Raw genomic sequence first — 25,780 nt, forward strand, 5'->3', positions numbered from 1 at the left:
TCGTCCTGCGTTCGGGGCTACTTCTCCGCGTCGGGAGTGCTGCCGCCCTGGTCCTTGCGCAGCGTCGCATCCGAATCGCCGCCGCCGAGGTCGTCGTCGTAGTCGACGGAGCCCTCGATGGTGGTGAACTCGTCTCCATCAGCGGTGAGCGGTGCGCTCGGCGGCACGTACCCGGGATAGGTCGCTGCGGCATCCTCGGTGTGCACCACCTTCATGATGGCGAGGCGGTTCCAGCGTGTCACCACGCCCGTCGCGATCTCGACGTCGATGTAGTCCGATGACGACGAGTCGATCACGGTGCCGAACAGACCGGACGTCAGTTGGATACGGGTGCCGGTCTGGATCGAGTTCTGCATGTCCTGCATCTCGGCCGCACGCTTCTTCTGCTTGCGCATCGAGAAGAACATGAAGCCGGCGAGGAGCACGAGCAGAAGCGGGAAGAGCAGAGATTCCATGAGAAAGCGATCAGTCCTTGGTCGAATGTGGAGGTCGCGCGTCGCAGCGCGCACTCCCTCTAGTGTGCCATGCCGGGAATTCGGACATTTTGGCCTGTGCTCGGCCGTGCCCGCGCGGTGCTCGGCCGTGGCGCCCTAAACCGACAGCATCGGACGACGGGGCGGACGACTCAGAGATCGTCGAACAGTGTTTCGGCGTCTGTGTCACGCGGACGAACGCCGAAAGTTGCGTTGAGCGCACCAGCGGGCGGGGTGAGTCCGAGGTGATGCCACGCGGCCGCTGTCGCAACGCGCCCGCGTGGGGTTCTGGCGATCATCCCGGCCCGCACGAGGAACGGCTCACACACCTCTTCGACGGTGGCCGGTTCCTCTCCGACGGCGACGGCCAGCGTCGACACGCCGACGGGACCGCCCCCGAACGCCTTGATCAGCGCGTTGAGTACCGCGCGATCGAGTCGGTCGAAGCCGAGTTCGTCGACGTCGTACACGGCAAGCGCTGCCCGGGCGATGTCGACGGTGACGACGCCGTCGCCCCGCACCTCCGCGTAGTCACGTACACGCCGCAGCAGTCGGTTCGCGATACGTGGGGTACCTCGCGAACGACTCGCGATCTCGGACGCGGCGTCGCCGCCGAGGTCGATGCCGAGAATCCCGGCCGAACGGCGCAGCACCCGGACGAGCTCGTCCGTCTCGTAGAACTCCATGTGCGCGGTGAACCCGAACCTGTCTCGCAGCGGACCGGTCAGCGAGCCCGAGCGCGTCGTCGCCCCGACGAGTGTGAACGGTGCGACGTCGAGCGGGATCGACGTCGCACCCGGCCCCTTGCCTACAACGACGTCGACACGGAAGTCCTCCATGGCCAGATAGAGCATCTCCTCCGCAGGCCGCGCGATGCGGTGGATCTCGTCGATGAACAACACGTCGCCCTCGACAAGATTCGAGAGCATCGCCGCGAGGTCGCCGGCGCGCTCGAGCGCCGGACCCGAGGTCACCCTGATGGCAGCCCCCATCTCGGCGGCGATGATCATGGCCAGCGACGTCTTACCCAGACCTGGCGGACCCGACAGCAATATGTGATCGGGCGTGCCGCCACGGCCCCGGGCACCGTGCAGCACGAGTTCGAGCTGTTCGCACACGCGCGGCTGTCCGATGAAGTCGGCCAGCGACCGCGGGCGCAGACCTGCGTCGAGGTCGCCATCGGAGCGCACCGGGGTCGCGTTGACCTCGCGCTCAATCGGTTCGTCAGAATTCATTACGACTTCCCCAGCAGCGCAAGCGATTTCCGCAAAGCGGTGGACGCGTCGGCGTCAGGCGTCTCCGACAGCACGGCGATCACCGCCTTCTCCGCGGGCGCCGCGGTGAAGCCGAGACCGACGAGCGCCTCGGTGACCTGATCGCGCACTCCCCCACCTGCGACACCGACTGCGGCCGGACCGTCGACCGTCGGACGCTCGACCTTGTCACGAAGTTCGACGACGAGCCGCTCGGCCACCCTCTTGCCGATGCCGGGCACGGTAGTGAGCGCCTTCACGTCGGAGTCGGCGAGCGCACGCCGCAACGACTCGGGCTCGAGAACTGCGAGCGTCGCCATCGCCAGTCGTGGCCCGACGCCGGTGACTGTCTGCAGCAACGAGAACAACGCGCGCGCATCCGGCTCGGTGAAGCCGTAGAGCGTCATGGAGTCCTCGCGCACGATCATCGAGGTGAGCAGCGTCGACTCCTCGCCGCGACGCATCAGGGACAAGGTCGACGGTGTCGCGAGAACGCGATAACCGACGCCTGCGCAATCGATCACGACGTGGTCGAGCGCGACATCGACCACGGGCCCGCGCACCGAGGCGATCATGCACCCCTCCTCTGCCGTGCGGTGTCGACACCGGTTCGCGCAGTGTCAGCGCTGGTGCGCGCACGCGCGGCGTCGATCTTCTCGCGGTGGCGCGCGGCTGCCGCCTCCGCCTGCCGTTGCGCCTGCATCATCCGTTCGGCCATGGGGCCGCGCCAACAGTGGCAGATGGCGAGAGCCAGCGCGTCTGCGGCGTCGGCGGGGCGTGGTTTGGTCTGCATACCGAGTATCCGTGTGACCATCGCGGTGACCTGAGCTTTGTCGGCTCGCCCGCTACCGGTGACCGCAGCCTTGACCTCGGAGGGCGTGTGGAAACGCACCGGGATCTCGCGCTGACCTGCCGCCAGCGCGATGACGCCGCCCGCCTGGGCTGTGCCCATCGCCGTGGAGACCTGGTTCTGCGCGAAGACCCGCTCGATGGCGACGACGTCGGGCTTGTGCGTATCGAGCCAGTGCGATGCCGCCGTGTAGACCGCGAGCAACCGCTGGGCCAACTCCATGTCGGTCGGTGTGCGCACCACGTCGACATCGAGAGCTGTCACCTGACGGCCAGCACCCGACTCGACCAGTGCGATGCCACACCGGGTCAGCCCGGGGTCGACGCCCATCACTCGCACAGACACTCCCATCACAGCGAACAGTTGTTCGAGATGTTACCGATTCGCTCCGACAGAGCGCGGGACCGACACGGCACGAAGGCGGTGCCGACCGAAGTGCCGGACGCATCGCGTAGAAGTGGAGTCGATGACGCGATTCGACCCGATCACCCCGCGCCTGTTGGTGCAGGAGTGTGTGCAACGCTGCGCTGAGCTGCCCGCAATCGCAGTGGTGGGCGTCGACGGCGCGACGGCCAGTTCGCCCGACGTGTTCGCGGGCGAGATCGTCGACGGTCTGCAGACCGGTGGTCGAGCGGCGGCCGTGGTCAGTACGGCCGACTTCATGCGTCCGGCGTCGCTGCGTCTGGAGTGGGGCAGGTCTGATCCCGGGTCGTACCGGGAGAACTGGTACGACTTCGCCGCCATCGAGCGAGAGGTCATCGATGCCGTCCGGGAGCACCGCCGGTGGCTACCGCGCCTCTGGGATCCCGTACGCGACCGGTCCTATCGCGACCACCGCGAGGCCGCGACCGACCACCAGATCCTCGTCCTCGCAGGTCCCATGCTGCGCACACATGGACTCGACCTCGATCTCACGATCCACCTCGCGATGTCGGAGGGGGCTCTGCGACGTCGGACACCGCATGACGAGCACTGGACCATAGCGCCGCTACTCGACGAGAAGGAAGCCACTCCCGCAGACATCGAGGTCCGTTATGACCACCCCGACCGCCCGGCGATCGCACGACGACCCTGACGACGCCAGACGCCGACATTGCCCGTGCGACGAGAAGCCCAACTGAGGCTCCGAGACTCGGTGCAGGTCAGGCGTCCAGCTCGGCGAGCACGTCGTCGCTCACGTCGACGTTGCTGTAGACGTTCTGCACGTCGTCGCAATCCTCGAGCGCATCGATCAGTTTGAATACCTTGCGGGCGCCCTCGGCGTCTACCGGCACCTCGACGGAAGCCCGGAAGTCCGCCTCGGCGGAGTCGTAGTCGATCCCGGCGTCGACCAGCGCGGTACGGACCGCGACGAGGTCGGTCGGTTCGCTGACGACCTCGAACGAGTCGCCGAGGTCGTTGACCTCCTCGGCACCCGCGTCGAGCACCGCCATCAGGACGTCGTCCTCGGACTGGCCGTTCTTCTCCAGTGTCACGACGCCGCGGCGGGTGAAGAGGTACGCCACCGAACCGGGATCGGCCATGTTTCCGCCGTTGCGGGTCATCGCAGTGCGCACCTCGCCGGCGGCGCGGTTGCGGTTGTCGGTGAGGCACTCGATGAGAATGGCGACTCCATTGGGCCCGTAACCCTCGTAGGTGATGGTCTGCCAGTCGGCTCCACCGGCTTCTTCACCGCCGCCACGCTTACGGGCGCGCTCGATGTTGTCGTTGGGGACCGAGCTCTTCTTGGCCTTCTGGATCGCGTCGTACAGGGTCGGGTTACCGGCGGGGTCGCCGCCGCCGGTACGTGCCGCGACCTCGATGTTCTTGATCAGTTTGGCGAACATCTTGCCGCGCTTGGCGTCGATGACCGCCTTCTTGTGCTTGGTGGTCGCCCATTTGGAATGGCCGCTCATACGCTCTTCCGATCCTTTCGCGTGCCTGCGGCGTCGTTGCCGCGCACCGTCTCGTTCGTCATTCGATCTTAGCGGCGACCATGTCCACGAAGTATTCGTGGACTCGTCGATCGCCGGTCACCTCGGGATGAAACGACGTCGCAAGGACGTCTCCCTGCCGTACCGCGATGATCCTGCCCTCCGCCGGCCCCTCCGGAACCCGAGCGAGCACCTGCACACCATCACCTGCTCCTTCGACCCAGGGAGCTCGGATGAACACCGCGCGCATCGGATGCCCGCCGGTGATGCCCTCGATCTCCACGTCGGTCTCGAACGACTCGACCTGTCGACCGAATGCGTTGCGCCGCACCGTGATGTCTAGTGCATCGAGGTGTCGGGCGTCCGGCCTGGTGTCGAGGATCTCCGAGGCGAGCATGATCATGCCCGCACACGACCCGTAGGCGGGCATCCCCTCGGCCAATCGTGCTCGCAGCGGTTCGTAGAGATCGAACACGCCGAGCAGGCGGCTCATCGTCGTCGACTCGCCACCGGGGATGATCAGCCCGTCGACCTCCTCGAGCTCCGCGCGACGTCGGACAGCGACCGGCGTGGCGCCCGCGCCGGCCAGTGCGGCCAGATGTTCGCGCACATCGCCCTGCAGTGCCAGAACACCGATGCGCGGGGATGTCGATCGTCGGCTCACTTGTCGTGCCGCGCGTGCTGATCGGTGGGCATCGGACGACCGGTGCGACTCAGACCCTCCTGTGTGACGGCGGCGACCAGACGTCCGTCGCGGTCGAAGATCCGACCCTGCGTCAGCGCACGCCCGGCGCCCGCGGACGGAGAGGTCTGGTCGTAGAGGAGCCACTCGTCGGCGCGAAAAGGCCGCATGAACCACATGGCGTGGTCGAGTGAGGCCGCCTGGGGCTCGATGCCCGGGTGAGGCACCTTCGACGACCCGAGCAGCGTCATATCGCTCATGTACGCCAGCGTGCACACGTGGATGGTCTGATCGTCGGGCAGTCGGTGCCGGTAACGGAACCACACGCGCTGCTGCGCGGCGAAGTACTCGTTGGTCACCATCTCGTCGCGCGGTACGACACGCAGATCGAAGTTCTGCCACTCCTTGAACACCGCGTGGTCGTCGTCGGAGAGATTCTCCGAACGGTCAGGCAACGACTCGGGGTCGGGGGCAGGCGGCATCCGGTCCTGGTGTTCGATCCCCTCGTCGCCGTGTACGTGGAACGACGCCGACATGGTGAAGATCGCCTCGCCGTTCTGGATTCCGGTCACACGGCGCGTGCAGAAAGACCGCCCGTCGCGGATGCGATCGACGAGGAAGACCGCCGGAATGTCCGGATTGCCGGGCCGCAGGAAGTAGCCGTGCAGAGAATGCACCGTGTACGCGTCGTCGACGGTTCGAGTGGCCGAGACAAGAGCCTGGCCCGCGACCTGTCCGCCGAAGGTGCGTTGCAGGAAACTCTCGAACGCACCGCCACGGTAGATGTCCTTCTCGATGCGCTCGACCTGGAGGATCTCTTCGATGTCTGCCACAGCAGACAGTATCCCGCATGGTCGGACAGTGGCCGACGCACGGCCGGGTCAGAGTTCGTCGAGCTCGACGATCCCGTCCTGAACCGCTCGCGCGACGAGCCCGGCCTTGGTCGGGGCCGGACGTCCGATCTCGGCGTACTTGGCGCGGATACGCGTGAGGTGGGTGTTGACGGTACCCAGCGAGATGTACAGCGCTTCCGCGGTGGCGGGCTTCGTGTCGACCATCAGCCAGGTGCGCAGCACCTCGATCTCGCGCGGCGTCAGTTGAGGTTTCGGCAGGTCGCTTCGGCCCCTGCGGGTTTCGGCCTCCGACGTCTGCATCTCGTCGGGCGCCGAATCGAACCCCGGCAACAGATGCATGTGCCGTCCGCTGCGGCCACCGGGCGCCGACGTCCCTGGTAGTGGACCCGCACCGACGGCGACCGCTCCCGCGGGCGCGGGCAACGGCATCCGACGTGCAGCAAGGCGTGCCAGTGCTTCCTGACGGCGTGCCACCGCCTCCACGCGACGTCGGGCGGCGTAGGTGTCGAGTTGCACAGCGGGAATGCGGGGTGCGGTAGGTGCAGTCATGTCGGCATCTCCTCGGTCATCGCTGGTGCCGCATCGGTCAACGCCGTGCCGGCTCGGTCTTTCGCGGTTCTCATCACCGCGTGCAGATGACGTTATGAGCGCTCGACTCTCCCGTCGATGGGGAGAACTCCCCTCTCATGGGGAGAACTCCCCATCCGACGTCAGCGCAGGTCAACGACCACGGCGCGACTCAGCGTGCGCCGTTGCGGGCAGCCTCTTCGTCGATGAGGGGTAGGTCGGTGCGTGTGACGATGCGGGACGCGACCGCGTACTCGACGAGTTTTGCCCGCCGATTGGTCGCCAACTTCCCGCCGCCCGCGCGCATCCCGCTGACACCGAGTTGGTCGAGTTTGTCGCAGACGTTGTCGAGCTTGCGGTTGAACTTCGTCAACGACCAGCCCAGCCGCGCTGCCGCCTGCGCCGACGTGGGGATCGCACTGGCTCCCGTGCCGTCGCGGCGCAGGATCTCCTCGGCGAGCACGACGATCAACAACTTCTGACTCTCGGTCAGCATGGGCACGCCCTGCGTGACCTGACCACCGACGACTTCCGGCTGTGTCACGGCGTCGACGTGCGGCGTCACCGTGTGGACGTCGACCTCGTAGGTCGTCGGACCCGCGGTGAACACGATCGTGCTGTGCCCGAACACCAGCGGCATACGTGCCCCCGGTCCGAGCACGGCGGAAAACCCGACATCGCCCGCCGAGACACTCGCGGAGAGATGTGCGCCGCGGTTGCTCAACCACCACAGGCCGTTCACATTGTGCAGCAACAGGAATCGGCGGTGAAGGTATGGATTGTCATCGACCGACAGGTCTGCCTCCCGCCCGATCCAGAACCGCCGACCGGCCAGAATGCCGTAACGCTCACCGCAGTAATCGACGAAGGCGCGTTCGGATTGCGTCTCGAGAGCCTGTCCGGACGTCATCGGTGCGCGCACCCCGCCACTGTCACGTCGACGTCTCGGCGGCTGTGCTCTGCTCCGACGACTCGAGCTCCCCGTCATCGGACTCGTGCTCGTCGGACTGCATGGTCTCGTCGGACTGCATGTCGCCATCGGACTGCACGCCGTCATCGGTACTGACCGCAACGACCACGACGGTCACGTTGTCGTGCGCTCCGACGAACAGCGCGGCGTCGACAAGGCTCGCCGCAGCCTCCTCCACGGAGTCCGAGCCGGCGAGGATGTCGGCCATCTCGGGATCGGGGAGCTCACCGGTCAGACCGTCGGAGCAGATGAGGAGCACGTCGCCGGGCAGGGCTGCCGTGCTGAAGTAGTCGGCATCGGGTTCGGCCATCCCAGCGCCCAGCGCCCGGGTGATCACGTTACGACGCGGATCGATCCGCGCCTGCTCGGCGGTGATGACCCCCGCATCGACGAACTCCTGAACCTGCGAGTGGTCGCGCGTCAACTGCTGCAGCGTGCCGTTCTGGTACCGGTAGGTGCGTGAATCGCCGATGTTGAGGATCAGCCAGTGCGGGGCGTCGTCGTCGGTGACGAGCACCGCACCCGTCACGGTGGTACCCGCGCGTCGCTCCGAGAAGCCGTCGATGCTGCCGATACGCTGCTGAGCCAGATCGAGCAGATGGTCGAGTGTGGCCCGGGTATCGGCGAGGTCGGCGCCCGGCTCCACCTCGGCGAGCGTCTGGAGAGCGGCTTCGCTGGCCAGTTCACCGCTCTCGTGGCCACCCATACCGTCGGCGATCAGATACCGTCCCGGCAGCACCAGCGCCGCGTCTTCGTTGGCATCGCGGACGCGTCCGACGTCGCTGTAGACCGACCAGTCGAGTTGCAGATCTCCGACGATGTCGCTGCCGGTCAGCGACGAATCACGGACGATGCTCACCGAGTCCATGATCAGCAGATCCTACCGGCGCGTTCGTCTCGTTCGGGTGACGAACTCACCGGGTGCGTGAACGTGTCCACGTGGTCGATGGCGACTACCAGCCGCGCTCGGCGAGACGGTGCGGCTGCGGGATGTCGTCGACGTTGATGCCGACCATCGCCTCGCCGAGTCCGCGCGACACCTTCGCGAGCACGTCCGGGTCGTCGTAGAACGTCGTGGCCTGCACGATCGCCGCGGCGCGCTGCGCCGGGTTCCCCGACTTGAAGATGCCCGAACCGACGAACACGCCCTCCGCGCCGAGTTGCATCATCATCGCGGCATCGGCCGGGGTGGCGATCCCGCCCGCGGTGAACAAGGTCACGGGCAGCTTCCCTGCGTTCGCCACCTCGACGACCAGGTCATACGGCGCCTGCAATTCCTTTGCCGCGACGTACAACTCGTCCTTCGGCAGCGAGGTGAGGCGCCGGATCTGGTCGCGGATGCTGCGCATGTGGGTTGTCGCGTTGGAGACGTCGCCGGTGCCTGCTTCGCCCTTCGAGCGGATCATCGCCGCCCCCTCGGTGATACGTCGCAGCGCCTCGCCGAGGTTGGTCGCGCCGCAGACGAACGGCACGGTGAACGCGAACTTGTCGATGTGGTTGGAGTAGTCGGCGGGCGTGAGCACCTCGGACTCGTCGACGTAGTCGACGCCGAGGCTCTGCAGGATCTGCGCCTCGACGAAGTGACCGATGCGGGCCTTGGCCATCACGGGGATGCTGACGGTGTTGATGATGCCGTCGATCATGTCGGGGTCGCTCATACGCGACACGCCGCCCTGTGCGCGGATGTCGGCGGGCACACGTTCGAGCGCCATGACGGCAACCGCCCCGGCGTCCTCGGCGATCTTGGCCTGCTCGGGCGTGACGACATCCATGATCACGCCGCCCTTCAGCATTTCGGCCATACCGCGCTTGACGCGCGCAGTGCCCTGACCTGCCTGCGAGTCGGCAGCGGCGTGTCCGTTGACCGACGGTGTCGTCTCCGTCGCAGACGTCTCCCCTGACCGGAATTGACTCACTGATGTCTCCTGATGTCGCGTTCATGGCCCGACGGCGATCCCTGGGCTCTGCAGTTCAGGATAGGCGACGACAGATCGCGCCCTAACCGCAGGTCCGCCGCCTGTGAGGTGATTCGCTCAGCGGCGGATTCACGTCGAATCCGACTCGCCGACGCGGGCGATCAGCGGCCGACGCACTCGCACGTCACGCCGATTCGTCCGCGGTGACGCGCTCGGAGATCTCGAAGTACGCAGGAGGCGCGGCCGTACCGCCCAGTCGCAACCACCGGACCGGTCTGCGGGTGGCCAGCGCCCTGGTGTCTCGGACGGCGTCGTTGTAGAACCGTCGCGCCATCATCACGCGGGTCTCGGCGTCGGCGAGTTCGATCGACAGAGACGCCGGACGGGTGCCGTTGTCGGTGCGGGCCAGTGCCGCCGACACGTCGTTCTCGGCGTCCTCCCGCTGGTCGGGTGTCGCTCGCTCCGCACGGTCGGCGACGGCCGTCAACTGTGTGGCGACCTGCCTGTCACGCTCGTCGGTCGATGTCTCCATCCAGGTCGCGATCGCACGTGCCACCACGCTGCGACGCTCGAGTGCGGCCTCGAGCGATCGTCGGGCGAGATCGACTCGCACATTGAGCCGGTCGAGCCGGTTGGCTGTCTTGTACGCCCACGCCGCCGCGACGATCACGACGACCACCACGACGAACACAACGCTCAGCACGGTTCCCGAGACCGTGATCCCGGAGAACCGCACGGCGTCGGCCAGCGTGATCGCCGCCGAGACAGGTTGATGTGGAACAGGATTCATGCGACCACAACTCAGTCCGACACCACGACCAGACCGGCATCGACGGTGACCGTCTCGTACACCCGCAGAATCTGATCGGCCACACGCGACCAGTCATACTTCGCGGCACGCGCCCGCCCCGCCTCCACGAGGTCGGCGCGCGCATCGTCGTCGGACAGGAGCGCGATCACCGAATCGGCCAGTTCGTCAGCCGACCCGATGGCCACCAATTCGCCTGCGCGCCCGTCGTCGAGAACCCGGCGGAAGGCGTCGAGTTTGCTCGCCACCACGGCGGCGCCCGCGGCCATGGCCTCCACCAGCACGATGCCGAAACTCTCACCACCGAGGTTGGGGGCGACGTAGACGTCCGCGGACGCCAGCGCCCGCGCCTTGGTCTCGTCGTCGGCTTGACCGAGCAGCACCAGGTGATCGGCCAGCGCACCCGCACGACGTCGCAGTGCGCGCTCGTTCCCGCCGCCGACGACGAGCACACGTACGTCGGGAAAACTCTCGACGATCGTGGGCAATGCGCGCATCAGGATGTCGATGCCCTTGCGCGGCTCGTCGAAGCGACCGAGGAACAGCACCGACCGACCGGGATGGGGGTAGCCGGGCAACGGCGGGGAATCGGCGAATCCTGCACAGTTGATGCCGTTGGGGATCTCGACGGCGTCGGAACCCAGCGATTCCATCTGCCAGCGGCGTGCGAGTTCCGAGACAGCGATCTTGCCCGCGATGCGTTCGTGATACGGGCGCAGGATGCCTTGAAACGTCTTCAACCACAACGATTTGGACGTCGATGTGTGGAACGTCGTGACGATCGGTCCGAGCGCGACCATCAACGCCAACATCGACAGGCTCGGCGAATTGGGTTCGTGGACGTGCAACACGTCGAATTCGCTCTCGGCGATCCAGCGGCGCAAGGTGAGATAACCGCGCGGACTGAAGCACACCCGCGACACCGAGCCGTTGTACGGCAACGCCACCGACGGGCCAGCGGACACCACGTAGTCGGGCAGGACGGTGTCGTCGGCGGCAGGCGCGAGGACACTCACCGTGTGACCGCGGTCGATGAACACCTCTGCGAGTTCGACCACGTGCGCCTGCACTCCGCCCGGAACATCGAACGAGTACGGGCAGACCATGCCGATCTTCATTCGACGCTCTCGATCCGTGCGCGGCGATCCGCGGACCAGTCGGCCTCCCACAGCGGCTGCAGCATGTGCCAATCGGCGGGATGGGCCGCGATGTTGACCGCGAAGTCGTCGGCCATCGCCTGTGTAGCCGCCTCGACGCCGCCCGATACGTCGATCTCCTCACCGACGATGATCTTCGAGCGACCCTCGGGAAGAAAGGAATGATGGACCGGCAGCAGCGCCGCGCCGGTCTCGATGGCCAGACGCGCCGGGCCGGCGGGCATGCGCGTCGGTTCGCCGAAGAATGTCACGGGTACCCCGTGACGGCTGAGGTCACGTTCGGCGAGCAGACAGACCACCGAGCCCTGCCGGAGACGATCCGCCAGTAAACCGAACGGGGGCTGCTCGCCGCCCGTCAGCGGGAAGATCTCGAACCCGAGACTCTCGCGGTAGGCGACGAACTGGTCGAACAGCGATTCCGGCTCGAGTCGTTCGGCGACGGTCGAAAACCGTTGCCCGAGATGATTGATGAGCCACACGCCCGCCATGTCCCAGTTTCCGCTGTGCGGCAGCGCGAACAACAGACCTTTGCCCTTGCGGTGCAGCGCGTCGAATCGTTCGACGTCGGCTTGGTCGAGATGCACCGAGGCGGCGGCTGCCGAGAAATCCATTGCGGGTAGACGAAAAGCCTCGTACCAGTACCGGGCGTAGGACCGCATCGCGTCGGCGACGAGGTCGTCGGGTACGTCCTGGGGTCCTGGGACTCCGATCACCCGGGCGAGATTGCGTCGCAGCTGCTGCGGACCACCGTTGCGACGCCCGACCAGCCCGCCTGCACCCTCGAATGCCGCTCTCCCCCAGCGATCCGGGATGAGGCGCACGCCTGCCCATCCGGCCCGGTAGCCCAGGTCGGGCATGTAACCGCCGAGGCGGCTCACCGTCGTCCGCTGCTGGCGTCGGGCCCGGATTCGGTCTCGGCAGACTCCGGCTCTGCGGGTGCGGCGAGCGGGATGAGGTCACGAGCGCCGGGAGAGCGCGAGATCGACCACATGCGTTGCCCGACGGTGATCACGCTGCCCACCGCGAGGATCCACATGGCCACATGGATTGCCCACGGCAGTCCCAGTCCGGTGAATCCGGCGCCGACGAGCACGATGATCAACCGGTCCGGACGCTCGATGAGGCCGCCGTCGCCGTAGAGCCCCGCAGCTTCGGCGCGCGCCTTCGCATACGAGATCACCTGCGAGGTCACCAGACAGATCATCGTGGCGACGAACAACCACTGGTGCGGCACCGTCCACGCGCACCACCATGCGAGTCCCGCGAAGATCGCGCCGTCGGCGATGCGGTCGCAGGTGGCGTCGAGTACGGCTCCGAACCGGGTGCCTCCCCCACGCGCCCGCGCCATCGCACCGTCGAGCATGTCGAACATCACGAACAGCCAGATGACCATCGTGCCCCAGAACAGATAGCCCATCGGGAACAGGGTGACCGCCGCGGCGACCGTGGCGACGGTGCCGATGACCGTCATCGCGTCCGGTGTCAGCCCGGTGCGCAGCAGCGCGCGTCCGAGCGGCAGGGTCACCTTCGACACCGACGCCCGGCCTCGAATGCTCAGCACCGTACCGCTCCTTCCCGACCATCCAGATCGCTACGTGCACTCATGACGTACGGTCGCACACCCGCAGGGCGTCGGCGTGCACTCATGGCGTGTCGAGCTGTTTCCACGCATCCGACAGCAACGCGCGGGTATCGCGCAGCAACTGTGGCATGACCTTCGTCTCGCCGACAACCGTGATGAAGTTCGCGTCGCCGATCCACCGCGGCACGATGTGCTGATGGATGTGTTCGGACAGCGAGCCACCTGCCGCGTACCCGAGGTTCAGACCCACGTTGAACGCATTCGGATGCGACACCGCCTTGATGGTGCGGATCATGCGCTGCGTGAAGGCCATCAACTCGGCCGATTCGCCCGAGTCGAGCGCCTCGAGGTCTGCGACCTGCCGATACGGCACGATCATCGTGTGCCCGGGGTTGTACGGATACAGGTTGAGCACCGCGTAGACATGCTCACCGCGGGCGACGATCAGCCCGTCCTCGTCGGTCATCGTCGGAATGTCGAGGAACGGGTGACCGGTCGACGCGGAACCGTCGGCAGGCTTCTTCGCGACCGGAGGGTCGGCCGTGATGTAGGTCATGCGATGCGGGCTCCACAGTCGCTGCAGACGATCGGGATCGCCGGTACCGCAATCACGGATCTCGCCGGACGACAGGTCGTCGGCGTCAGGCATCTCCGGCACCCTCGATCAGCTCCTTGGTCGGGGATTCGTTGCGGCGTGCAGATATCCAGTCGTCGATCACCCTCACCGCGTCGTCGACGGGCACACCGTTGACCTGCGTGCCGTCGCGGAAACGGAAACTGACCGCGCCGGCCTCGACATCACGTTCGCCCGCGAGCAGCATGAACGGCACCTTGCCCGTCGTGTGCGTGCGGATCTTCTTCTGCATCCGGTCATCGGAGTAGTCGACCTCGGCGCGGATCGCCTTCGACTTGAGCTGATCGACGACACCCTGGAGGTGATCGACGAACGCCTCGGCCACCGGGATTCCGACGACCTGCACCGGCGACAGCCATGCTGGGAACGCGCCCGCGTAATGCTCGGTGAGCACGCCGAAGAACCGTTCGATCGAGCCGAACAGCGCACGATGGATCATCACGGGCCGATGCTTGGCGCCATCGGGGCCCGTGTACTCGAGGTTGAAACGCTCGGGAAGGTTGAAGTCGAGCTGGATCGTCGACATCTGCCAGGTCCGCCCCAGGGCGTCCTTGACCTGCACCGAGATCTTGGGACCGTAGAACGCGGCTCCGCCGGGATCCGGGACCAGGTCGAGCCCGGATTCGCCCGCCACCTCTGCGAGCGTGTTGGTTGCGATCTCCCAGCTCTCGTCGTCGCCGACCGACTTCTTCGGGTCCCTCGTCGACAACTCGAGGTAGAAGTCGTCGAGACCGTAGTCACGCAGCAGGTCGAGCACGAAGGTCAGCAGCGAGCGGAGCTCGTCGCGCATCTGCTCACGGGTGCAGTAGATGTGCGCGTCGTCCTGGGTGAAGCCCCTCGCGCGTGTCAGTCCGTGGATGACGCCCGACTTCTCGTAGCGGTAGACGGTGCCGAACTCGAACAGACGCAACGGGAGTTCACGGTAGGAGCGACCGCGGGAGTCGAAGATGAGGTTGTGCATCGGGCAGTTCATCGGCTTCAGGTAGTAGTCCTGTGCCGGCTTGCGCACCGAGCCGTCGTCGTTGAACTCGGCGTCGAGTTGCATCGGCGGGTACATACCGTCGGCGTACCAATCGAGGTGCCCCGACACTTCGAACAGATTGCTCTTGGTGATGTGCGGGGTGTTGACGAACTGGTAGCCCGCGGCGATGTGTCGCTTGCGCGAGTAGTCCTCCATCTCGGTGCGGATGATGCCGCCCTTGGGATGGAACACGGGCAGTCCCGAGCCGATCTCGTCGGGAAAGCTGAACAGGTCCAGCTCCGCACCCAGACGTCGATGGTCGCGCTTCTCAGCCTCCGCGAGCATCTCGAGGTAGGTGTCCTGGGCTTCCGACGACTCCCACGCCGTGCCGTAGATGCGCTGGAGGTCGGCGTTGTCCTGATCACCTCGCCAATACGCTGCCGAACTGCGGGTGAGTTTGAACGCCGCGATGTACTTGGTGGTCGGCACGTGCGGTCCGCGACAGAGATCGCACCAGATCACCTCGCCGGTACGCGGATTGAGGTTGTCGTAGGCGGTCAGTTCGGCGCCCCCGACCTCCATGACCTCACTGTCGTCGGCCGCGCCCTTGTCGTCGATGAGCTCGAGCTTGTACGGCTCCTTCGCGAGTTGCATCCGTGCCTCGTCCTTGGACGCATACACGCGTCGGGAGAATTTCTGGCCCGACTTGATGATCTGCTTCATCTTCTTCTCGAGTGCGGCCAGGTTCTCGGGGGTGAAGGGCTCGGCGACGTCGAAGTCGTAGTAGAAGCCGTCCTTGATCGGGGGGCCGATGCCGAGCTTGGCGTCGGGGAACAGGTCTTGAACGGCTTGGGCCAGCACGTGCGCGGTGGAGTGTCGGATGACACTGCGCCCGGCTTCGGTGTTCGCCGCGACCGGTTCGACGTCGGTGTCGAGATCGGGAGCCCACGACAGGTCGCGCAACTGACCCGCGGCATCGCGAACGACGACGACGGCCTCGGGCCCCTTGTTGGGCAGGTCATGCTCCCGCAGCGCCGTGCCCGCGGTGGTCCCGGCCGGCACACGGATCGTGGCTGGGCTGGTCACCATTGCGTTGTCGGGCACGTCATCGCTCCTCATGTGAATGATCTGCAGCCTCTCGGACGTGGGGCTGCAGCGTAGGTTGCCTCTTGAATCGTATCCGCGGACGAGAACGCCGTGGGCACCGCGTCCCCGCCTCCTGACCTGCACCTAGAGAATCGGGCTCTGCGCCCAGTCCGCGTCGACTCCGAACCATCCGCCGACCGTGCCGAACACGCCCAGGACCCACAGCGAGGCGAGCACGACCACACAGGTGGCGAGCCCGAAGACGCCCTGCACCGACCAGTGGCGCTGCTTCATCCAGTCGAGCCAGGCGTCGTACTTGCTCCGCGCGAACCGGAGGAGCCGTTGCGCCCAGGAGAACTCCGACGCCAGAATCCCCAAGCCGAGGAAGACGATCAGCCAGCCGGGACCCGGATACGGGATCGCCACGATGCCGCCGGCGAGTACGAGCGCACCCACGACGCCGACGACGATCCGGTAGGTGAGGTTCAGCCGTGCATCACGCCGGATGACGAATCTGCGCTGACGACTCCAGATCCGTACTCGTTGCCAGGTCGGCACGCCGTGCTCCACTCTCCGCAGGTGCTGTGCCCGGGACGGAGCGGGACTCCACGCCGGACGACGATTCGATGGTTCCAGGGTACGTAGACGACTCGGGTGCGCCCGCGTCCGCCGAAGAGGAGATCGCCGGATCGGCTGCCTGCCCTTGTTTCTCGGCTCTGCGCTCCCGAAACTCGACCACGAGCGTGACGATGATCGTCAGCAGCAGGATCAGTGGATAGCACCCCGAGTAGAGAACCACCGACAGGCGATCGAGCACACCCGGGTCGGGGTAGCGCGGCATCATGAACAAGCCGATCGCGATGATGTGGTCGGCTCGATAGTGCGGGCCGCTGCCGAAGTAGTTCCACCAGTACGAGAACGAGAGTGCGCAGATCGCCAGCGGCGCGAGCCATCGCCACCAGCGTCGGCGCCCGTCGAGGCTGCCACGATAGGCGAAGTCGAACGCGACGACCAACAGCGGCACCACCCACACCCAGTGGTGTCCCCACGAGAACGGGGAGACCGTCGCGGCTGTCATTCCCGCGATGCTGACCGAAAGCAGTCTCCGACCACGGCGATAGGACACCACTGCCGCCCAGAGACCGAGTATCGCCGCGACGAGCGCCACCGGCACCCACAGCCAATCAGGCGCAGAGAACAGCGGACCGCCGGGTGCCGGATGCGAGAACCGTCGAATATCGAAGTAGGCCAACATCTGCGCCATGAAGCCGTTCACCGACTGGTTCGCAGGCGAGTCGACACGTCCGATGCGCGACTCGCCGGTCACATACGTGGTCCAGTACTGATGCGCGTCGGCGCCGATGACGATATAGCCGACCGCGACAGTGACTCCGAAGGCCACGACCGCCATCGCCGCGGCACGCCACCGACGCAGAACGAGTAGATACAGGACGAAGAACGCCGGAGTCAGTTTCAGCCCTGCCGCGATCCCGACGCCGATACCGCGCAGCCTCGAACGCGGATGCAGCAGATCGAGGAAGACGAGGTCGAGCAGGATGATGAACATCAAGAAGACATTGATCTGACCGAGCCAGATGGTCGTGCGCACCGGTTCGAGCACTGTCGTGCACACCGCGCCGCACACGGCGAACACCGCGAGTCTGCGGTCGCCTTGGTAGCCGAGCGTGCGCATGCCCAGATACACGGTCAGCACGAGTGCGACGAAGATCGCGACCCACCAGACGATCTTCGCAACCATCGCACTCATCAGCGCAAAGACTGTGAACACCACCGCCGAGAACGGCGGATAGGTGAAGCTCAGTCGACCGGAGACCGGGAATTCGTAGAGCGGCTTACCGTCGAGAACGACCTGGCCACCCGCCCGATAGACGAACAGATCGGTGACGTTGTCGAACAGTCCGTAGAAGCGCGCGTCGATCGGTATCACGAATATGTGGAACGCGATCGCCAGGATCGCGAGCACTCCGACGGCAGCGACAGGCTTCCGGCCGAGCACCAGCGGCGACGGCCGTCGCATGACTGTGGCACTCTCCGACATGCAGACACCGTAGCCAACTCTCGTCGCAGGTCAGAAACCGAATCGCCGAACGGGACGAATGTCGGCTTTCCCTTCGGTGGGTTCGTCTCATGCGTCAGTCGAAGCGTCGCACGTGATGCCTGCTCCGACCGGGCATCCATCCCGGATCTCCGGTGGTCGCGAAATCGACCCACGCGCGGTGCATCTCGTCGGCGATGCGTTGGTCCGGTTCGGGGCCCACCAGCGCGTGCGCCTGGTCGACGTGATCGAACACGAACGGGATCTCCACTGCGTGGCCTGCCCGGATGTCGGCATGGGGACTGCTGTATCCGAACTCGTACAAGTGGGTGGAATCCGGAGCGCGTGAGGCCGCGAGCGCCTCCGTCGGGTCGGCGAACGCGCGAGCGGTGAGAGCCGCGGCGAGCACATCGCCCGCGCGCTCACCGACGTCGAGCCTGGCGCGCAGGTGGTCGAGGCCGCCGTCGACCCGGCCGAGGATCGCGGCGGCGGCCTGCTCGGTGACCGCCTCCGCACCGCCGGTGGCAGCCAGGAAGAACCGGAACTCGTCGGCATTCCATCCGGCGAGCAACGGAATGTCGGCGCCTGCACCCGATGCGATCGCCTCGTGCGGTACGGCCGTGAGCACCTCGCCGTCGACGACGGGAATCTGGCTCATGATGCCCATCCCCTGCCGCACCGTCGACTCGCCCCACACGGCGGGGTCGGGATCAAGCATGCATTCGAGGGCCAGCTGCGATTGTGCGGCGAGCAGCGCGTCGGCATCCACCGCCGCGAACGCTTCCGCGTCGGCATCGACCCCGAGGATCTCGGCCAGGCGTGCGCTCACTCTTCGCGCATCGTCGATGGTCGCCGCAACGGAACCGTTGCCGCTCTGCATGATCGCGCGTCCGAACAGCCCCCGCGTCAACGGAGACGACATCAGTGCCGCAACGCTCATCGCCCCCGCGGATTCGCCGAAGACCGTCACGTTGCCGGGGTCGCCGCCGAAGCTCTCGATGTTGGCCTGCACCCACTCGAGCGCCGCGATCTGATCGCGCAGTCCTCTGTTCTCGACGCCCCCACGCACCGAGGCGAACCCGGCCGTGCCCAGTCGATAGTTGATGCCGACGCAGACCACACCGTCGCGAGCGAACGTATCGCCTGCATAGATGGCCAGCCTGTTGGATCCACGGGTGAACGCGCCACCGTGGATCCACACCATCACCGGCAGCCCGCCCGCGCCCGGGTCGGGGGTCCATACGTTGAGGTTGAGGTAGTCGTCGCCGAGTTCGATCACGTTGTCGAGCAAGGCCGCAATCGGCGCGGGGTAGGCCACCTGCGGAGCTGTGGGTCCGTAGCCATCCGCCTCGCGCACACCCTCCCAGGCGGGCGGGCGACCCGGCGCGTCGAACGCCACCGGTCCGACCGGCGCAGCCGCGTAGGGAATCCCCAGGAAGGCCGCCACGCCGTCGTGTGTTCGCCCCGAGACTCGTCCCGCGCCGGTCGTGACAACAGGAGCGTCGAGATGTGATCGCGTCATGCACGCGGACAGTACGCCGCGATGAGGATGATCACGCCGCGATCAGCAAGACCCATCGCCGCTCAGACGAGCCGCCCGTCCGAGGGGCCGCGAGCGAGTCCCGACGAAACCGTCTCATAACTCTCGCTATGTTCTGACATCTGTCTCATAATGACAGCCTGGGCCGCAGTGGGAGATGGTGAGTAAAGACGTCTTCTAGTCATGTACGCCGACTTTCGTGAAGCACGGCGATATGGCGCGCGCTCTCAAAACACCGTCCTTAAATCTCATCGGCAGTCGACTTATGAGATAGGTTGTTCAACATGGTCGTGACAGTTCCGTCGACCTCGCCGCGCATGGTGCTGGGGTATGCGCGTGCGAGCGTCGGCGCACCGCCGCTCGCCTCGCAGGTGGACACCCTCACCACACGGGGCGTCGAGCCTCGTCGGATCTACCGGGACGAGAGCGCCACCGGAGTCGTCATCGGACCACGCCCCGGCCTCGACGCACTGCTCGACTACGCCAGACCCGGCGACGCCGTCGTCGTCGTGAGCATCGATCGCCTGGGGCGGACTGCCGCCGAGGTGCTCGCGACCGTCCGCATGCTCACAGACCACGACGTGGGGATACAGGCTGTCCGCGAAGGTCTGAGCACCTACGACGACGCGGGCTCGACCCTCGTCGGGGTGCTCGCCTCGCTCGCCGTGGCCAATGACGAAGCAGCGGAATCCCGACTTCGCGTGCGTTCCACCGGTGATCGCCACCGAGCAGGTCACCTCGGACGACCACGCGCCCTCACCGACGAGCAGGTCGCACTCGCACGTCAGATGCGCGCCGACGGCGAACCGGTCCCCACCATCGCCACAGCACTCGGCGTCAGTCGCGCCACCCTCTATCGCACCCTCGCAGAAAAGAGACCCACGAGATGACCAGTGGCCGAATCGTCGCGTTCCCGACGACACCACCTCAGCCGCCGCTCGTCGACGACACTCTCGACGAAGAGGTTTTCCAACGCGGATTCGACGATGCGACAACGTATCTCGCCACCATGCCGGCCGCGTGGGCTCGTCACCACGCGTCGTCGGCACTCGCATCCGGCGACGTACCCGACATCACGCAGAGCTACGAACGCGGCTACCGAGCTGCGCTCTACGGCTTCGTACGGCAGTCGCGGCGCTGACTACGATCGATGGCGCACACGCCGCGCACAACATCTGAACAGGGAAGAGACTCACATGACCAAGCTCATGATCATTCTCGGTAGTGTCCGCGAGGGCCGAATCGGTGGTCCGATCGCCGAATGGGTCAAGGCCGCCGCCGACGCCGACGATCGCTACGAGGTCGACTTCGTCGATCTGGCCGAGCTCGATCTCCCGTTCATGGACGAGCCGAATCACCCACGACTCAAGAACTACGTGAAGGATCACACCAAGGCCTGGAGCGCGCGCGTCGAGGCAGCAGATGGGTTTCTCTTCGTCTTCCCCGAGTACAACTACAGCTACTCCCCCGCGATCAAGAACGCCCTGGACTATCTGCACAGCGAGTGGGACCGCAAGCCGGTGGGGTTCGTCAACTGGGGTGGCAATTCGCCGGGTACCCGTGCCCAGGTGGCACTACGGATCGTCGTGTCGGCCCTGGGCATGGTGATGACCAAGGGCAACGTCGAGATCAACTTCCCGCAGAAGCAACTGACCGACGACGGGGTCTTCGAACCCAGCGAGCAGCAGAGCGCCGTGGTGAAGGCCCAGCTCGACGAGATCGTGAAGCTGTCGGCTGCGCTGGCACCGTTGCGCGGATGATGTGAGGCGTCGTCGGGGCGGAGTAAACCTCCTTGCGGTCCGTCGACGCGCCGACGGACTGGCCGACGGCGCGCGTGGCTGAAACTAGGGGAAGGAATCTTCCCCCAGTTTTCGGTTCTTCCCCGCGCAACAACCCGCGGAAGCGTGCACAACCCGCGGAAAAGCCGTGCCTGCTTCCTGAGGCCCGCATAGCCGTCCCGCCGACACGACCACCGCCACCATCACGATGCGCGACGCCGCGCATTCACTCGAGTTCACGCACGGTTCACCGGAGCCGCTCGCGGACATCCAGCAGGTAGACGCGAAAAACCGTAGCGGAAACCGGCATCGATGGCGGACCGAAACTGACCGCAATCGTTGAGAGGCTCTCATCAGAAGTTCGAACAACTTGATGGGAGCCTCTCGATGTATTCACCACAGCGCGACGACGAAGTGACCGGGATCGCCAACTACGTCGACCAGCAACTCGATGCGATTCGAGCGGCGGCGTTCGGGCTGACCGAGACACAGCTACGCGAAACCCCCTGCAGGAGTGCGCTTTCGGTCGGCGGAGTGATCAAACACGTGCTCGACGGCATGCACGGGGCAGTCGCGCGCCTCGCCGGCACGGTCGACGCACCCGTCGTCGACGAGGCGGGAATCGCCCGATACCTCGCCGCATTCGTGGTCGGTCAGGACGAGTCCGTCGACGATCTGCTCCGCGACTTCGACGCCGCGCGCGTACAGCTACGGACCGCGATCCTGGCCAGTGATCCGGACAGCGACGTCGTTGCCCCGCCATCGCCGTGGTACGGGCAGTTCGACGCCCAGCCGATTCGACTGCGCTACTTCCTCGTCCACCTCATCGAGGAGTACGCCCGCCACGCGGGGCACGCGGACATCATCAGGGAGCAGATCGACGGGATGTCGGTTCCAGCGCTCGTGATGACCATCGAGGGTGCGCCTGCCAACCAGTTCTTCACGCCCTACGAGCCCACGCCGGGGACGATCGGGGCCTGAACGACTCACGGTGGTCCCGGCTGGGATCGAACCAGCGACCTCCCCGGTGTGAACGGGACGCTCTTCCACTGAGCCACGGGACCGCGCGCGACGCCGCGAGACGTCGGTGCACGAGGGGAAAGACTACACGGCCCCGCGTCGGGAACCCAAATCGGCTCGCCACCGCGCGCCGACCCGTGCCAGAGCGTGGCGTGTCGCGCAGTGTTCACTTTTGCAGGCCGCTGACCAGGCGATTTGGTAACCAGGGGTTGGTCGGATAATGTTCTGGATCGCATCGCGAGCAACAAACGGTCCACAAGATCTGCTCGCGAAGCATGCGGATGTAGCGCAGCTGGTAGCGCATCACCTTGCCAAGGTGAGGGTCGCGGGTTCGAATCCCGTCATCCGCTCGGCGCGAGTCGACTCGCATCTGGTGGTGTGGCCGAGTGGTGAGGCAACGGCCTGCAAAGCCGTGTACACGGGTTCGATTCCCGTCGCCACCTCCAAACCACCAATTTCATACCCGCGCGATTAGCTCAGTGGGAGAGCGCTTCCCTGACACGGAAGAGGTCACTGGTTCAATCCCAGTATCGCGCACCATGAGATCCCGCTGTTCGCAGCGGGATCTTTTTGATTCGCGCCAGGTTCCAGTTGTGTGGGATGCAGGGGTACAAAAATGCCCCCGAGGATCCCACGCAACACCGGATCTACCCCCTCCGGATGGCTTCGACACTGCGTTGCGCAATGACGGCCTCATCCAGAGACGCGGGGCGCACACCATTCGGCCGGCCCACGAGCTGATCAAGGAAACTGAGCAATGCCGTTCTGGCGTCCGGGCCGGACGCCTCGACGACGAGGTCGTCGTCCACCCGCAGAGTCCCGTCGTCGACCCGATAGAGGCGACCGACATCGTCACGCGCCGCCACATGGAATCCGAATGCGACTTCTGCGAACACCTCGACATGGACCTCCGCCGCTCCGACATGCAGCAAGGCGCGCCCACCGCTGTCACTCAATCCATCAGTGGCTGAATAGAACTCAGTGTCGATCACCTCCACTTCCGTATTCGGCCAGATGAGATCAATGAGGTGAGTCAGGTGTATCCCGAGATCGACAAACGATCCCGATCCTCCGCTGCGGGGATCGACCATCCACGACGCGTCGCCGTCGAACACGCCACGACGTCTGCCGTCGTGTCCGAAGGTGAACGACGCACTCACTGGGGGCGCTGCAAGGAGCTCCAGGAAGCGCGCCACGGCAGGCACGTGGTGTAAGAAGAAGCCTGTCGCCGTCGGCACGTCACGCAGCGTTGCCGCAGCGACCAGAGCCTCGTCCTCGGTGCGGCCCAACGGCTTTTCGACGAAGCATGCGACGTGCGCACTCGCCACCTCGCGCGCCTGGCGCAGGTGAGCAGTGGTGTTTCCGTTCAGGATCACTGCGTCGACGGAGGCGAGACAGTGAGGTGTCTGGTCCGCGGGGATGACATCGACCATCCCTACGGCAGGATGTGCGTCGAGAGCAGCGAGATGGTCGCTGACGTGGACGTGGGTTCCACCCCACAAAAGAACTCGCACGTCTTCACGCTACGAGTTCTGTGCGGTGCGTGCGTCGTGCTTGCGTTCGCCGCCCGAGTGCGATCTGATGACCGACTGACACGGGGTGCCGACACGAGGTCGGCTGAGATCACACCCGTCGAACCTGCTCCAGCTAACACTGGCGAAGGGATGGTCTGGAAATGCCTGTGGCGCTACCACTTTCCGAGCATGTCGTGATCATCACCGGAGCCGGGCGGGGTCTGGGTGCCGCCATCGCACGTGCCGCCTCCGCCGAGGGCTCCCGAGTGGTGATCAATTACCGGAACAGCGCCGACGCGGCGCTGGCACTCGCCGACGAACTCGGGGATCGTGCCCTCGCCGTGCGCGCAGATGTCACCGATCCCGCAGCCGTACGCACCATGGTCGACGAGGCGAGCGCGTACTTCGGCGCACCGATCACCGCGGTCGTCAACAACGCGCTGCCCGATTACTCGTTCAACGGTGACGCCCGGTCCACCGCCGACACCCTCACGACCACTGAACTCGACGCACAGTTCCGTGGGATCGTCGGCGGCGCGCTCACCGTCACGCAGTCCGTTCTCCCCGGCATGCGGGAAGCCGGCATCGGACGCATCGTCAACATCGGGACGAATCTCGTGCAGAACCCGGTCGTCCCCTACCACGACTACACCGCGGCCAAGGCCGCACTCCTGGCGCTGACACGCACCCTGGCCGCCGACCTCGGGCCCGACAACATCACCGTCAACATGGTCTCGGGCGGGCTGCTGCGCACCACGGACGCGAGCTCCGCCACACCGCCGGAGATCTTCGACGCGATCGCGGCGTCGACCCCGCGGCGGTCGGTCACGACTCCCGAGGAATTCGCCGACGCGACACTGTTCTTCCTTTCGCCGTGGTCGAGGTCCGTGACCGGCCAGAACCTGGTGGTCGACGGCGGTCTCGTCAAGGACTGACCGATCGCAGGCATACTGCGACCATGAACATCGACTACCGCGCGGGAAGTTTCACCGTCTTCGACGCCGCAGGCAACGGCACGAGATTCGACGGCGACAGCCACAAGTGGGAGATCACCGACGGCATGTTGATCGTCAACTCCACGACGACCACCGGCGACACCGGTGCGATGGCCTACGAAGTCACCGAACTCCGTGAGGTGTTCGCGGGATCGTGGCGCCTGCAGATCGAATGACGGCACACAGCAGGAGTGCCGGGCAAACGACGGTTCGACGCAGCGGGCGAGAACTACACTGATATGCATGGATGCTCATATGACTGCGCCCGCGTGTGACAACCCCGACTGCACCTGTGGTCCCGAGTGCCAGTGCGGGGACAACTGCACGTGCGGCAAGAAGTAACGCCGATCTCGTCGAACCGTTCGGTCGAGGTCGGATCCGTCGGGAACACCGACAGGTCAGACGCGGATAGCGGAGCACGACAGGTGGTCGTCGAACTCGTCTCCGATCCCTCAGAGGCTCCCGACGTGGCCACCGTTGCGGCAGCGACCTTTCCGCTCGCCTGTCCCCCGCATTCGGCACCCGGCGACATCGCCGAGTTCATCCGAACCAGCCTCGACGCACAGTCCTTCGCCGACTACATCGCCAGCGACCAGAGTGACGTCCTCGTGGCGCGCACCGGAGAAGGCACGATCGTCGGCTACTCGCTGGTGCACCATCGACCCCCCTCCTCGCCGGAGGTGGCTGCTGTGATCCACGAGCGGCAGTCCTCGGAGATCTCGAAGATGTACGTGCTTCCCGATCACCACGCCCGCGGGCGGAGCACCTCACCGTCGCAAGCGCTGATGGGCGCCGCGCTCGACGCCGCCCGCGCGCGTGGCAGCGTACTGGCCTGGCTCGGGGTGAACCAGGAAAACACTCGCGCACAACGGTTCTACGCCAAGATGGGATTTCAGCGCGCAGGCGTGAAGACCTTCGACCTCAACGGCAGCATCGAACACGACTACATCCTGACCCGGCCCCTGTGACCGCTCGTCTGTGATGATCACTCGGTGGGGATCGCTCTGTGGTGATCGGCGACGGTCAGCGCACCGGAACGTCGAGCGCCCTCGCGAGAGTCGGCCACGCACGGTGTAAGTCCTCGTTCCAGTAGCCCCACGAGTGCAGTCCCCGCCGAAAGTTGGCGCCGACGATCCAGCGCCTCCGCGCCCATGCGGCGTCGACAATCGAC

At 65.9% G+C, this 25,780-nt stretch carries 29 protein-coding genes, 4 tRNA genes, 1 pseudogene and 1 riboswitch; of the genes and pseudogenes, 11 read left to right on the forward strand and 23 right to left on the reverse strand.

What is annotated here, in order from left to right:
• Positions 1-17: 17 nt before the first annotated feature.
• The 4 genes from yajC to ruvC all read right to left on the reverse strand — a co-directional run bounded on the left by yajC (position 18) and on the right by ruvC (position 2,915).
• Complete coding sequence (gene yajC, locus LK459_RS22370; protein ID WP_007239357.1) at positions 18-455, reverse strand: preprotein translocase subunit YajC; 438 nt, start codon at positions 453-455, stop codon at positions 18-20.
• Between the two features lie 170 nt (positions 456-625).
• Positions 626-1,708: a Holliday junction branch migration DNA helicase RuvB gene (gene ruvB / locus LK459_RS22375; protein WP_007239356.1), complete on the reverse strand. Its 1,083-nt coding sequence runs from the start codon at positions 1,706-1,708 to the stop codon at positions 626-628.
• Positions 1,708-2,301, reverse strand: a complete 594-nt coding sequence (gene ruvA / locus LK459_RS22380; protein ID WP_007239355.1) for a Holliday junction branch migration protein RuvA — start codon at positions 2,299-2,301, stop codon at positions 1,708-1,710. The genes ruvB and ruvA overlap by 1 nt, the downstream gene beginning before the upstream one ends.
• Entirely contained in the window at positions 2,298-2,915 is a 618-nt protein-coding gene (gene ruvC, locus LK459_RS22385) for a crossover junction endodeoxyribonuclease RuvC (protein WP_227923970.1), read from the reverse strand. Before ruvC ends, ruvA begins: the two co-directional genes overlap by 4 nt.
• Positions 2,916-3,042: 127 nt before the next feature.
• On the opposite strand from ruvC, the gene LK459_RS22390 reads away from it, so the two are divergent.
• Positions 3,043-3,651, forward strand: a complete 609-nt coding sequence (locus LK459_RS22390) for a nucleoside/nucleotide kinase family protein (RefSeq protein ID WP_227920873.1) — start codon at positions 3,043-3,045, stop codon at positions 3,649-3,651.
• A gap of 67 nt (positions 3,652-3,718) precedes the next feature.
• On the opposite strand, the gene LK459_RS22395 is transcribed toward LK459_RS22390, so the two are convergent.
• From LK459_RS22395 to LK459_RS22470, 16 genes are all read right to left on the reverse strand, one after another.
• Positions 3,719-4,471 carry a YebC/PmpR family DNA-binding transcriptional regulator gene (locus LK459_RS22395; protein WP_005173114.1) on the reverse strand — a complete coding sequence of 251 codons (753 nt, stop codon included), beginning with the start codon at positions 4,469-4,471 and terminating at the stop codon, positions 3,719-3,721.
• Positions 4,472-4,529: 58 nt separating this feature from the next.
• Positions 4,530-5,153 (reverse strand): pyridoxal 5'-phosphate synthase glutaminase subunit PdxT, encoded by a 624-nt coding sequence (pdxT, locus tag LK459_RS22400; protein WP_227920875.1) that lies wholly within the window; start codon positions 5,151-5,153, stop codon positions 4,530-4,532.
• Positions 5,150-6,004, reverse strand: coding sequence for an acyl-CoA thioesterase (locus tag LK459_RS22405; protein ID WP_007239285.1), 855 nt, complete (start codon positions 6,002-6,004; stop codon positions 5,150-5,152). Before LK459_RS22405 ends, pdxT begins: the two co-directional genes overlap by 4 nt.
• A gap of 48 nt (positions 6,005-6,052) precedes the next feature.
• Complete coding sequence (locus LK459_RS22410; protein WP_227920876.1) at positions 6,053-6,574, reverse strand: helix-turn-helix transcriptional regulator; 522 nt, start codon at positions 6,572-6,574, stop codon at positions 6,053-6,055.
• A gap of 190 nt (positions 6,575-6,764) precedes the next feature.
• Complete coding sequence (locus LK459_RS22415; RefSeq protein WP_007239283.1) at positions 6,765-7,502, reverse strand: hypothetical protein; 738 nt, start codon at positions 7,500-7,502, stop codon at positions 6,765-6,767.
• 22 nt (positions 7,503-7,524) lie between these two features.
• A complete protein-coding gene (locus tag LK459_RS22420) occupies positions 7,525-8,430 on the reverse strand; it encodes a PP2C family protein-serine/threonine phosphatase (protein WP_007239282.1) in 906 nt (301 codons plus the stop codon).
• A gap of 85 nt (positions 8,431-8,515) precedes the next feature.
• Complete coding sequence (gene pdxS, locus LK459_RS22425) at positions 8,516-9,478, reverse strand: pyridoxal 5'-phosphate synthase lyase subunit PdxS (RefSeq protein ID WP_007239281.1); 963 nt, start codon at positions 9,476-9,478, stop codon at positions 8,516-8,518.
• 184 nt (positions 9,479-9,662) lie between these two features.
• Complete coding sequence (locus LK459_RS22430; RefSeq protein WP_039994129.1) at positions 9,663-10,181, reverse strand: LemA family protein; 519 nt, start codon at positions 10,179-10,181, stop codon at positions 9,663-9,665.
• 98 nt (positions 10,182-10,279) lie between these two features.
• Positions 10,280-11,404, reverse strand: coding sequence for a glycosyltransferase family 4 protein (locus LK459_RS22435; protein WP_227920878.1), 1,125 nt, complete (start codon positions 11,402-11,404; stop codon positions 10,280-10,282).
• Complete coding sequence (locus LK459_RS22440) at positions 11,401-12,321, reverse strand: phosphatidylinositol mannoside acyltransferase (RefSeq protein WP_407648670.1); 921 nt, start codon at positions 12,319-12,321, stop codon at positions 11,401-11,403. The genes LK459_RS22435 and LK459_RS22440 overlap by 4 nt, the downstream gene beginning before the upstream one ends.
• A complete protein-coding gene (gene pgsA, locus LK459_RS22445) occupies positions 12,318-13,004 on the reverse strand; it encodes a phosphatidylinositol phosphate synthase (protein ID WP_007239277.1) in 687 nt (228 codons plus the stop codon). The genes LK459_RS22440 and pgsA overlap by 4 nt, the downstream gene beginning before the upstream one ends.
• 82 nt (positions 13,005-13,086) lie before the next feature.
• The gene (locus LK459_RS22450) at positions 13,087-13,674 is read right to left on the reverse strand and encodes an HIT family protein (RefSeq protein WP_039994127.1); all 588 of its coding nucleotides are present in this window, start codon (positions 13,672-13,674) and stop codon (positions 13,087-13,089) included.
• Positions 13,667-15,724 carry a threonine--tRNA ligase gene (gene thrS / locus LK459_RS22455; RefSeq protein WP_227920880.1) on the reverse strand — a complete coding sequence of 686 codons (2,058 nt, stop codon included), beginning with the start codon at positions 15,722-15,724 and terminating at the stop codon, positions 13,667-13,669. The genes LK459_RS22450 and thrS overlap by 8 nt, the downstream gene beginning before the upstream one ends.
• Positions 15,725-15,850: 126 nt before the next feature.
• Positions 15,851-16,264 carry a TIGR02611 family protein gene (locus tag LK459_RS22460; protein ID WP_039993162.1) on the reverse strand — a complete coding sequence of 138 codons (414 nt, stop codon included), beginning with the start codon at positions 16,262-16,264 and terminating at the stop codon, positions 15,851-15,853.
• Positions 16,203-17,765 carry a glycosyltransferase 87 family protein gene (locus tag LK459_RS22465; protein WP_227920882.1) on the reverse strand — a complete coding sequence of 521 codons (1,563 nt, stop codon included), beginning with the start codon at positions 17,763-17,765 and terminating at the stop codon, positions 16,203-16,205. Before LK459_RS22465 ends, LK459_RS22460 begins: the two co-directional genes overlap by 62 nt.
• A 94-nt stretch (positions 17,766-17,859) precedes the next feature.
• Positions 17,860-19,284, reverse strand: coding sequence for a carboxylesterase/lipase family protein (locus LK459_RS22470; RefSeq protein WP_227920884.1), 1,425 nt, complete (start codon positions 19,282-19,284; stop codon positions 17,860-17,862).
• A 302-nt stretch (positions 19,285-19,586) separates the two neighbouring features.
• Between LK459_RS22470 and LK459_RS22475 the strand changes: the two genes are divergently transcribed.
• The 4 genes from LK459_RS22475 to LK459_RS22490 all read left to right on the forward strand — a co-directional run bounded on the left by LK459_RS22475 (position 19,587) and on the right by LK459_RS22490 (position 22,061).
• The gene (locus tag LK459_RS22475) at positions 19,587-20,192 is read left to right on the forward strand and encodes a recombinase family protein (protein WP_227920886.1); all 606 of its coding nucleotides are present in this window, start codon (positions 19,587-19,589) and stop codon (positions 20,190-20,192) included.
• A complete protein-coding gene (locus LK459_RS22480; RefSeq protein ID WP_007236900.1) occupies positions 20,189-20,443 on the forward strand; it encodes a hypothetical protein in 255 nt (84 codons plus the stop codon). Before LK459_RS22475 ends, LK459_RS22480 begins: the two co-directional genes overlap by 4 nt.
• A 55-nt stretch (positions 20,444-20,498) precedes the next feature.
• Positions 20,499-21,062, forward strand: coding sequence for an NADPH-dependent FMN reductase (locus LK459_RS22485; RefSeq protein ID WP_227920887.1), 564 nt, complete (start codon positions 20,499-20,501; stop codon positions 21,060-21,062).
• Between the two features lie 405 nt (positions 21,063-21,467).
• Positions 21,468-22,061: a mycothiol transferase gene (locus LK459_RS22490; RefSeq protein WP_227920889.1), complete on the forward strand. Its 594-nt coding sequence runs from the start codon at positions 21,468-21,470 to the stop codon at positions 22,059-22,061.
• Between the two features lie 11 nt (positions 22,062-22,072).
• Here the strand turns inward: LK459_RS22490 and LK459_RS22495 are convergent.
• Positions 22,073-22,144: transfer RNA gene (locus LK459_RS22495), tRNA-Val, on the reverse strand.
• 233 nt (positions 22,145-22,377) lie between these two features.
• Between LK459_RS22495 and LK459_RS22500 the strand changes: the two genes are divergently transcribed.
• From LK459_RS22500 to LK459_RS22510, 3 genes are all read left to right on the forward strand, one after another.
• Positions 22,378-22,450: transfer RNA gene (locus LK459_RS22500), tRNA-Gly, on the forward strand.
• 22 nt (positions 22,451-22,472) lie between these two features.
• Positions 22,473-22,546, forward strand: a tRNA-Cys gene (locus tag LK459_RS22505).
• A 19-nt stretch (positions 22,547-22,565) separates the two neighbouring features.
• Positions 22,566-22,640 (forward strand) — tRNA-Val (locus LK459_RS22510).
• Between the two features lie 107 nt (positions 22,641-22,747).
• Here LK459_RS22510 and LK459_RS22515 read toward each other — a convergent pair.
• Positions 22,748-23,614 carry a Gfo/Idh/MocA family oxidoreductase gene (locus LK459_RS22515; protein WP_227920893.1) on the reverse strand — a complete coding sequence of 289 codons (867 nt, stop codon included), beginning with the start codon at positions 23,612-23,614 and terminating at the stop codon, positions 22,748-22,750.
• A gap of 71 nt (positions 23,615-23,685) precedes the next feature.
• Positions 23,686-23,782, forward strand: a riboswitch (TPP riboswitch).
• Between LK459_RS22515 and LK459_RS22520 the strand changes: the two genes are divergently transcribed.
• From LK459_RS22520 to LK459_RS22530, 3 genes are all read left to right on the forward strand, one after another.
• Positions 23,776-24,549 (forward strand): 3-oxoacyl-ACP reductase, encoded by a 774-nt coding sequence (locus LK459_RS22520; protein WP_227920894.1) that lies wholly within the window; start codon positions 23,776-23,778, stop codon positions 24,547-24,549. Its footprint overlaps the riboswitch before it by 7 nt.
• A 23-nt stretch (positions 24,550-24,572) precedes the next feature.
• The gene (locus LK459_RS22525) at positions 24,573-24,785 is read left to right on the forward strand and encodes a hypothetical protein (RefSeq protein ID WP_007240413.1); all 213 of its coding nucleotides are present in this window, start codon (positions 24,573-24,575) and stop codon (positions 24,783-24,785) included.
• A gap of 249 nt (positions 24,786-25,034) precedes the next feature.
• Entirely contained in the window at positions 25,035-25,577 is a 543-nt protein-coding gene (locus LK459_RS22530; RefSeq protein ID WP_227923973.1) for a GNAT family N-acetyltransferase, read from the forward strand.
• A 55-nt stretch (positions 25,578-25,632) separates the two neighbouring features.
• On the opposite strand, the pseudogene LK459_RS22535 reads toward LK459_RS22530, so the two are convergent.
• Positions 25,633-25,728, reverse strand: a pseudogene (locus tag LK459_RS22535) (alpha/beta hydrolase); the annotation flags it as partial.
• Positions 25,729-25,780: the final 52 nt, after the last annotated feature.

It is taken from the genome of Gordonia otitidis (genome assembly GCF_020735545.1).
Lineage (GTDB): Bacteria > Actinomycetota > Actinomycetes > Mycobacteriales > Mycobacteriaceae > Gordonia > Gordonia otitidis.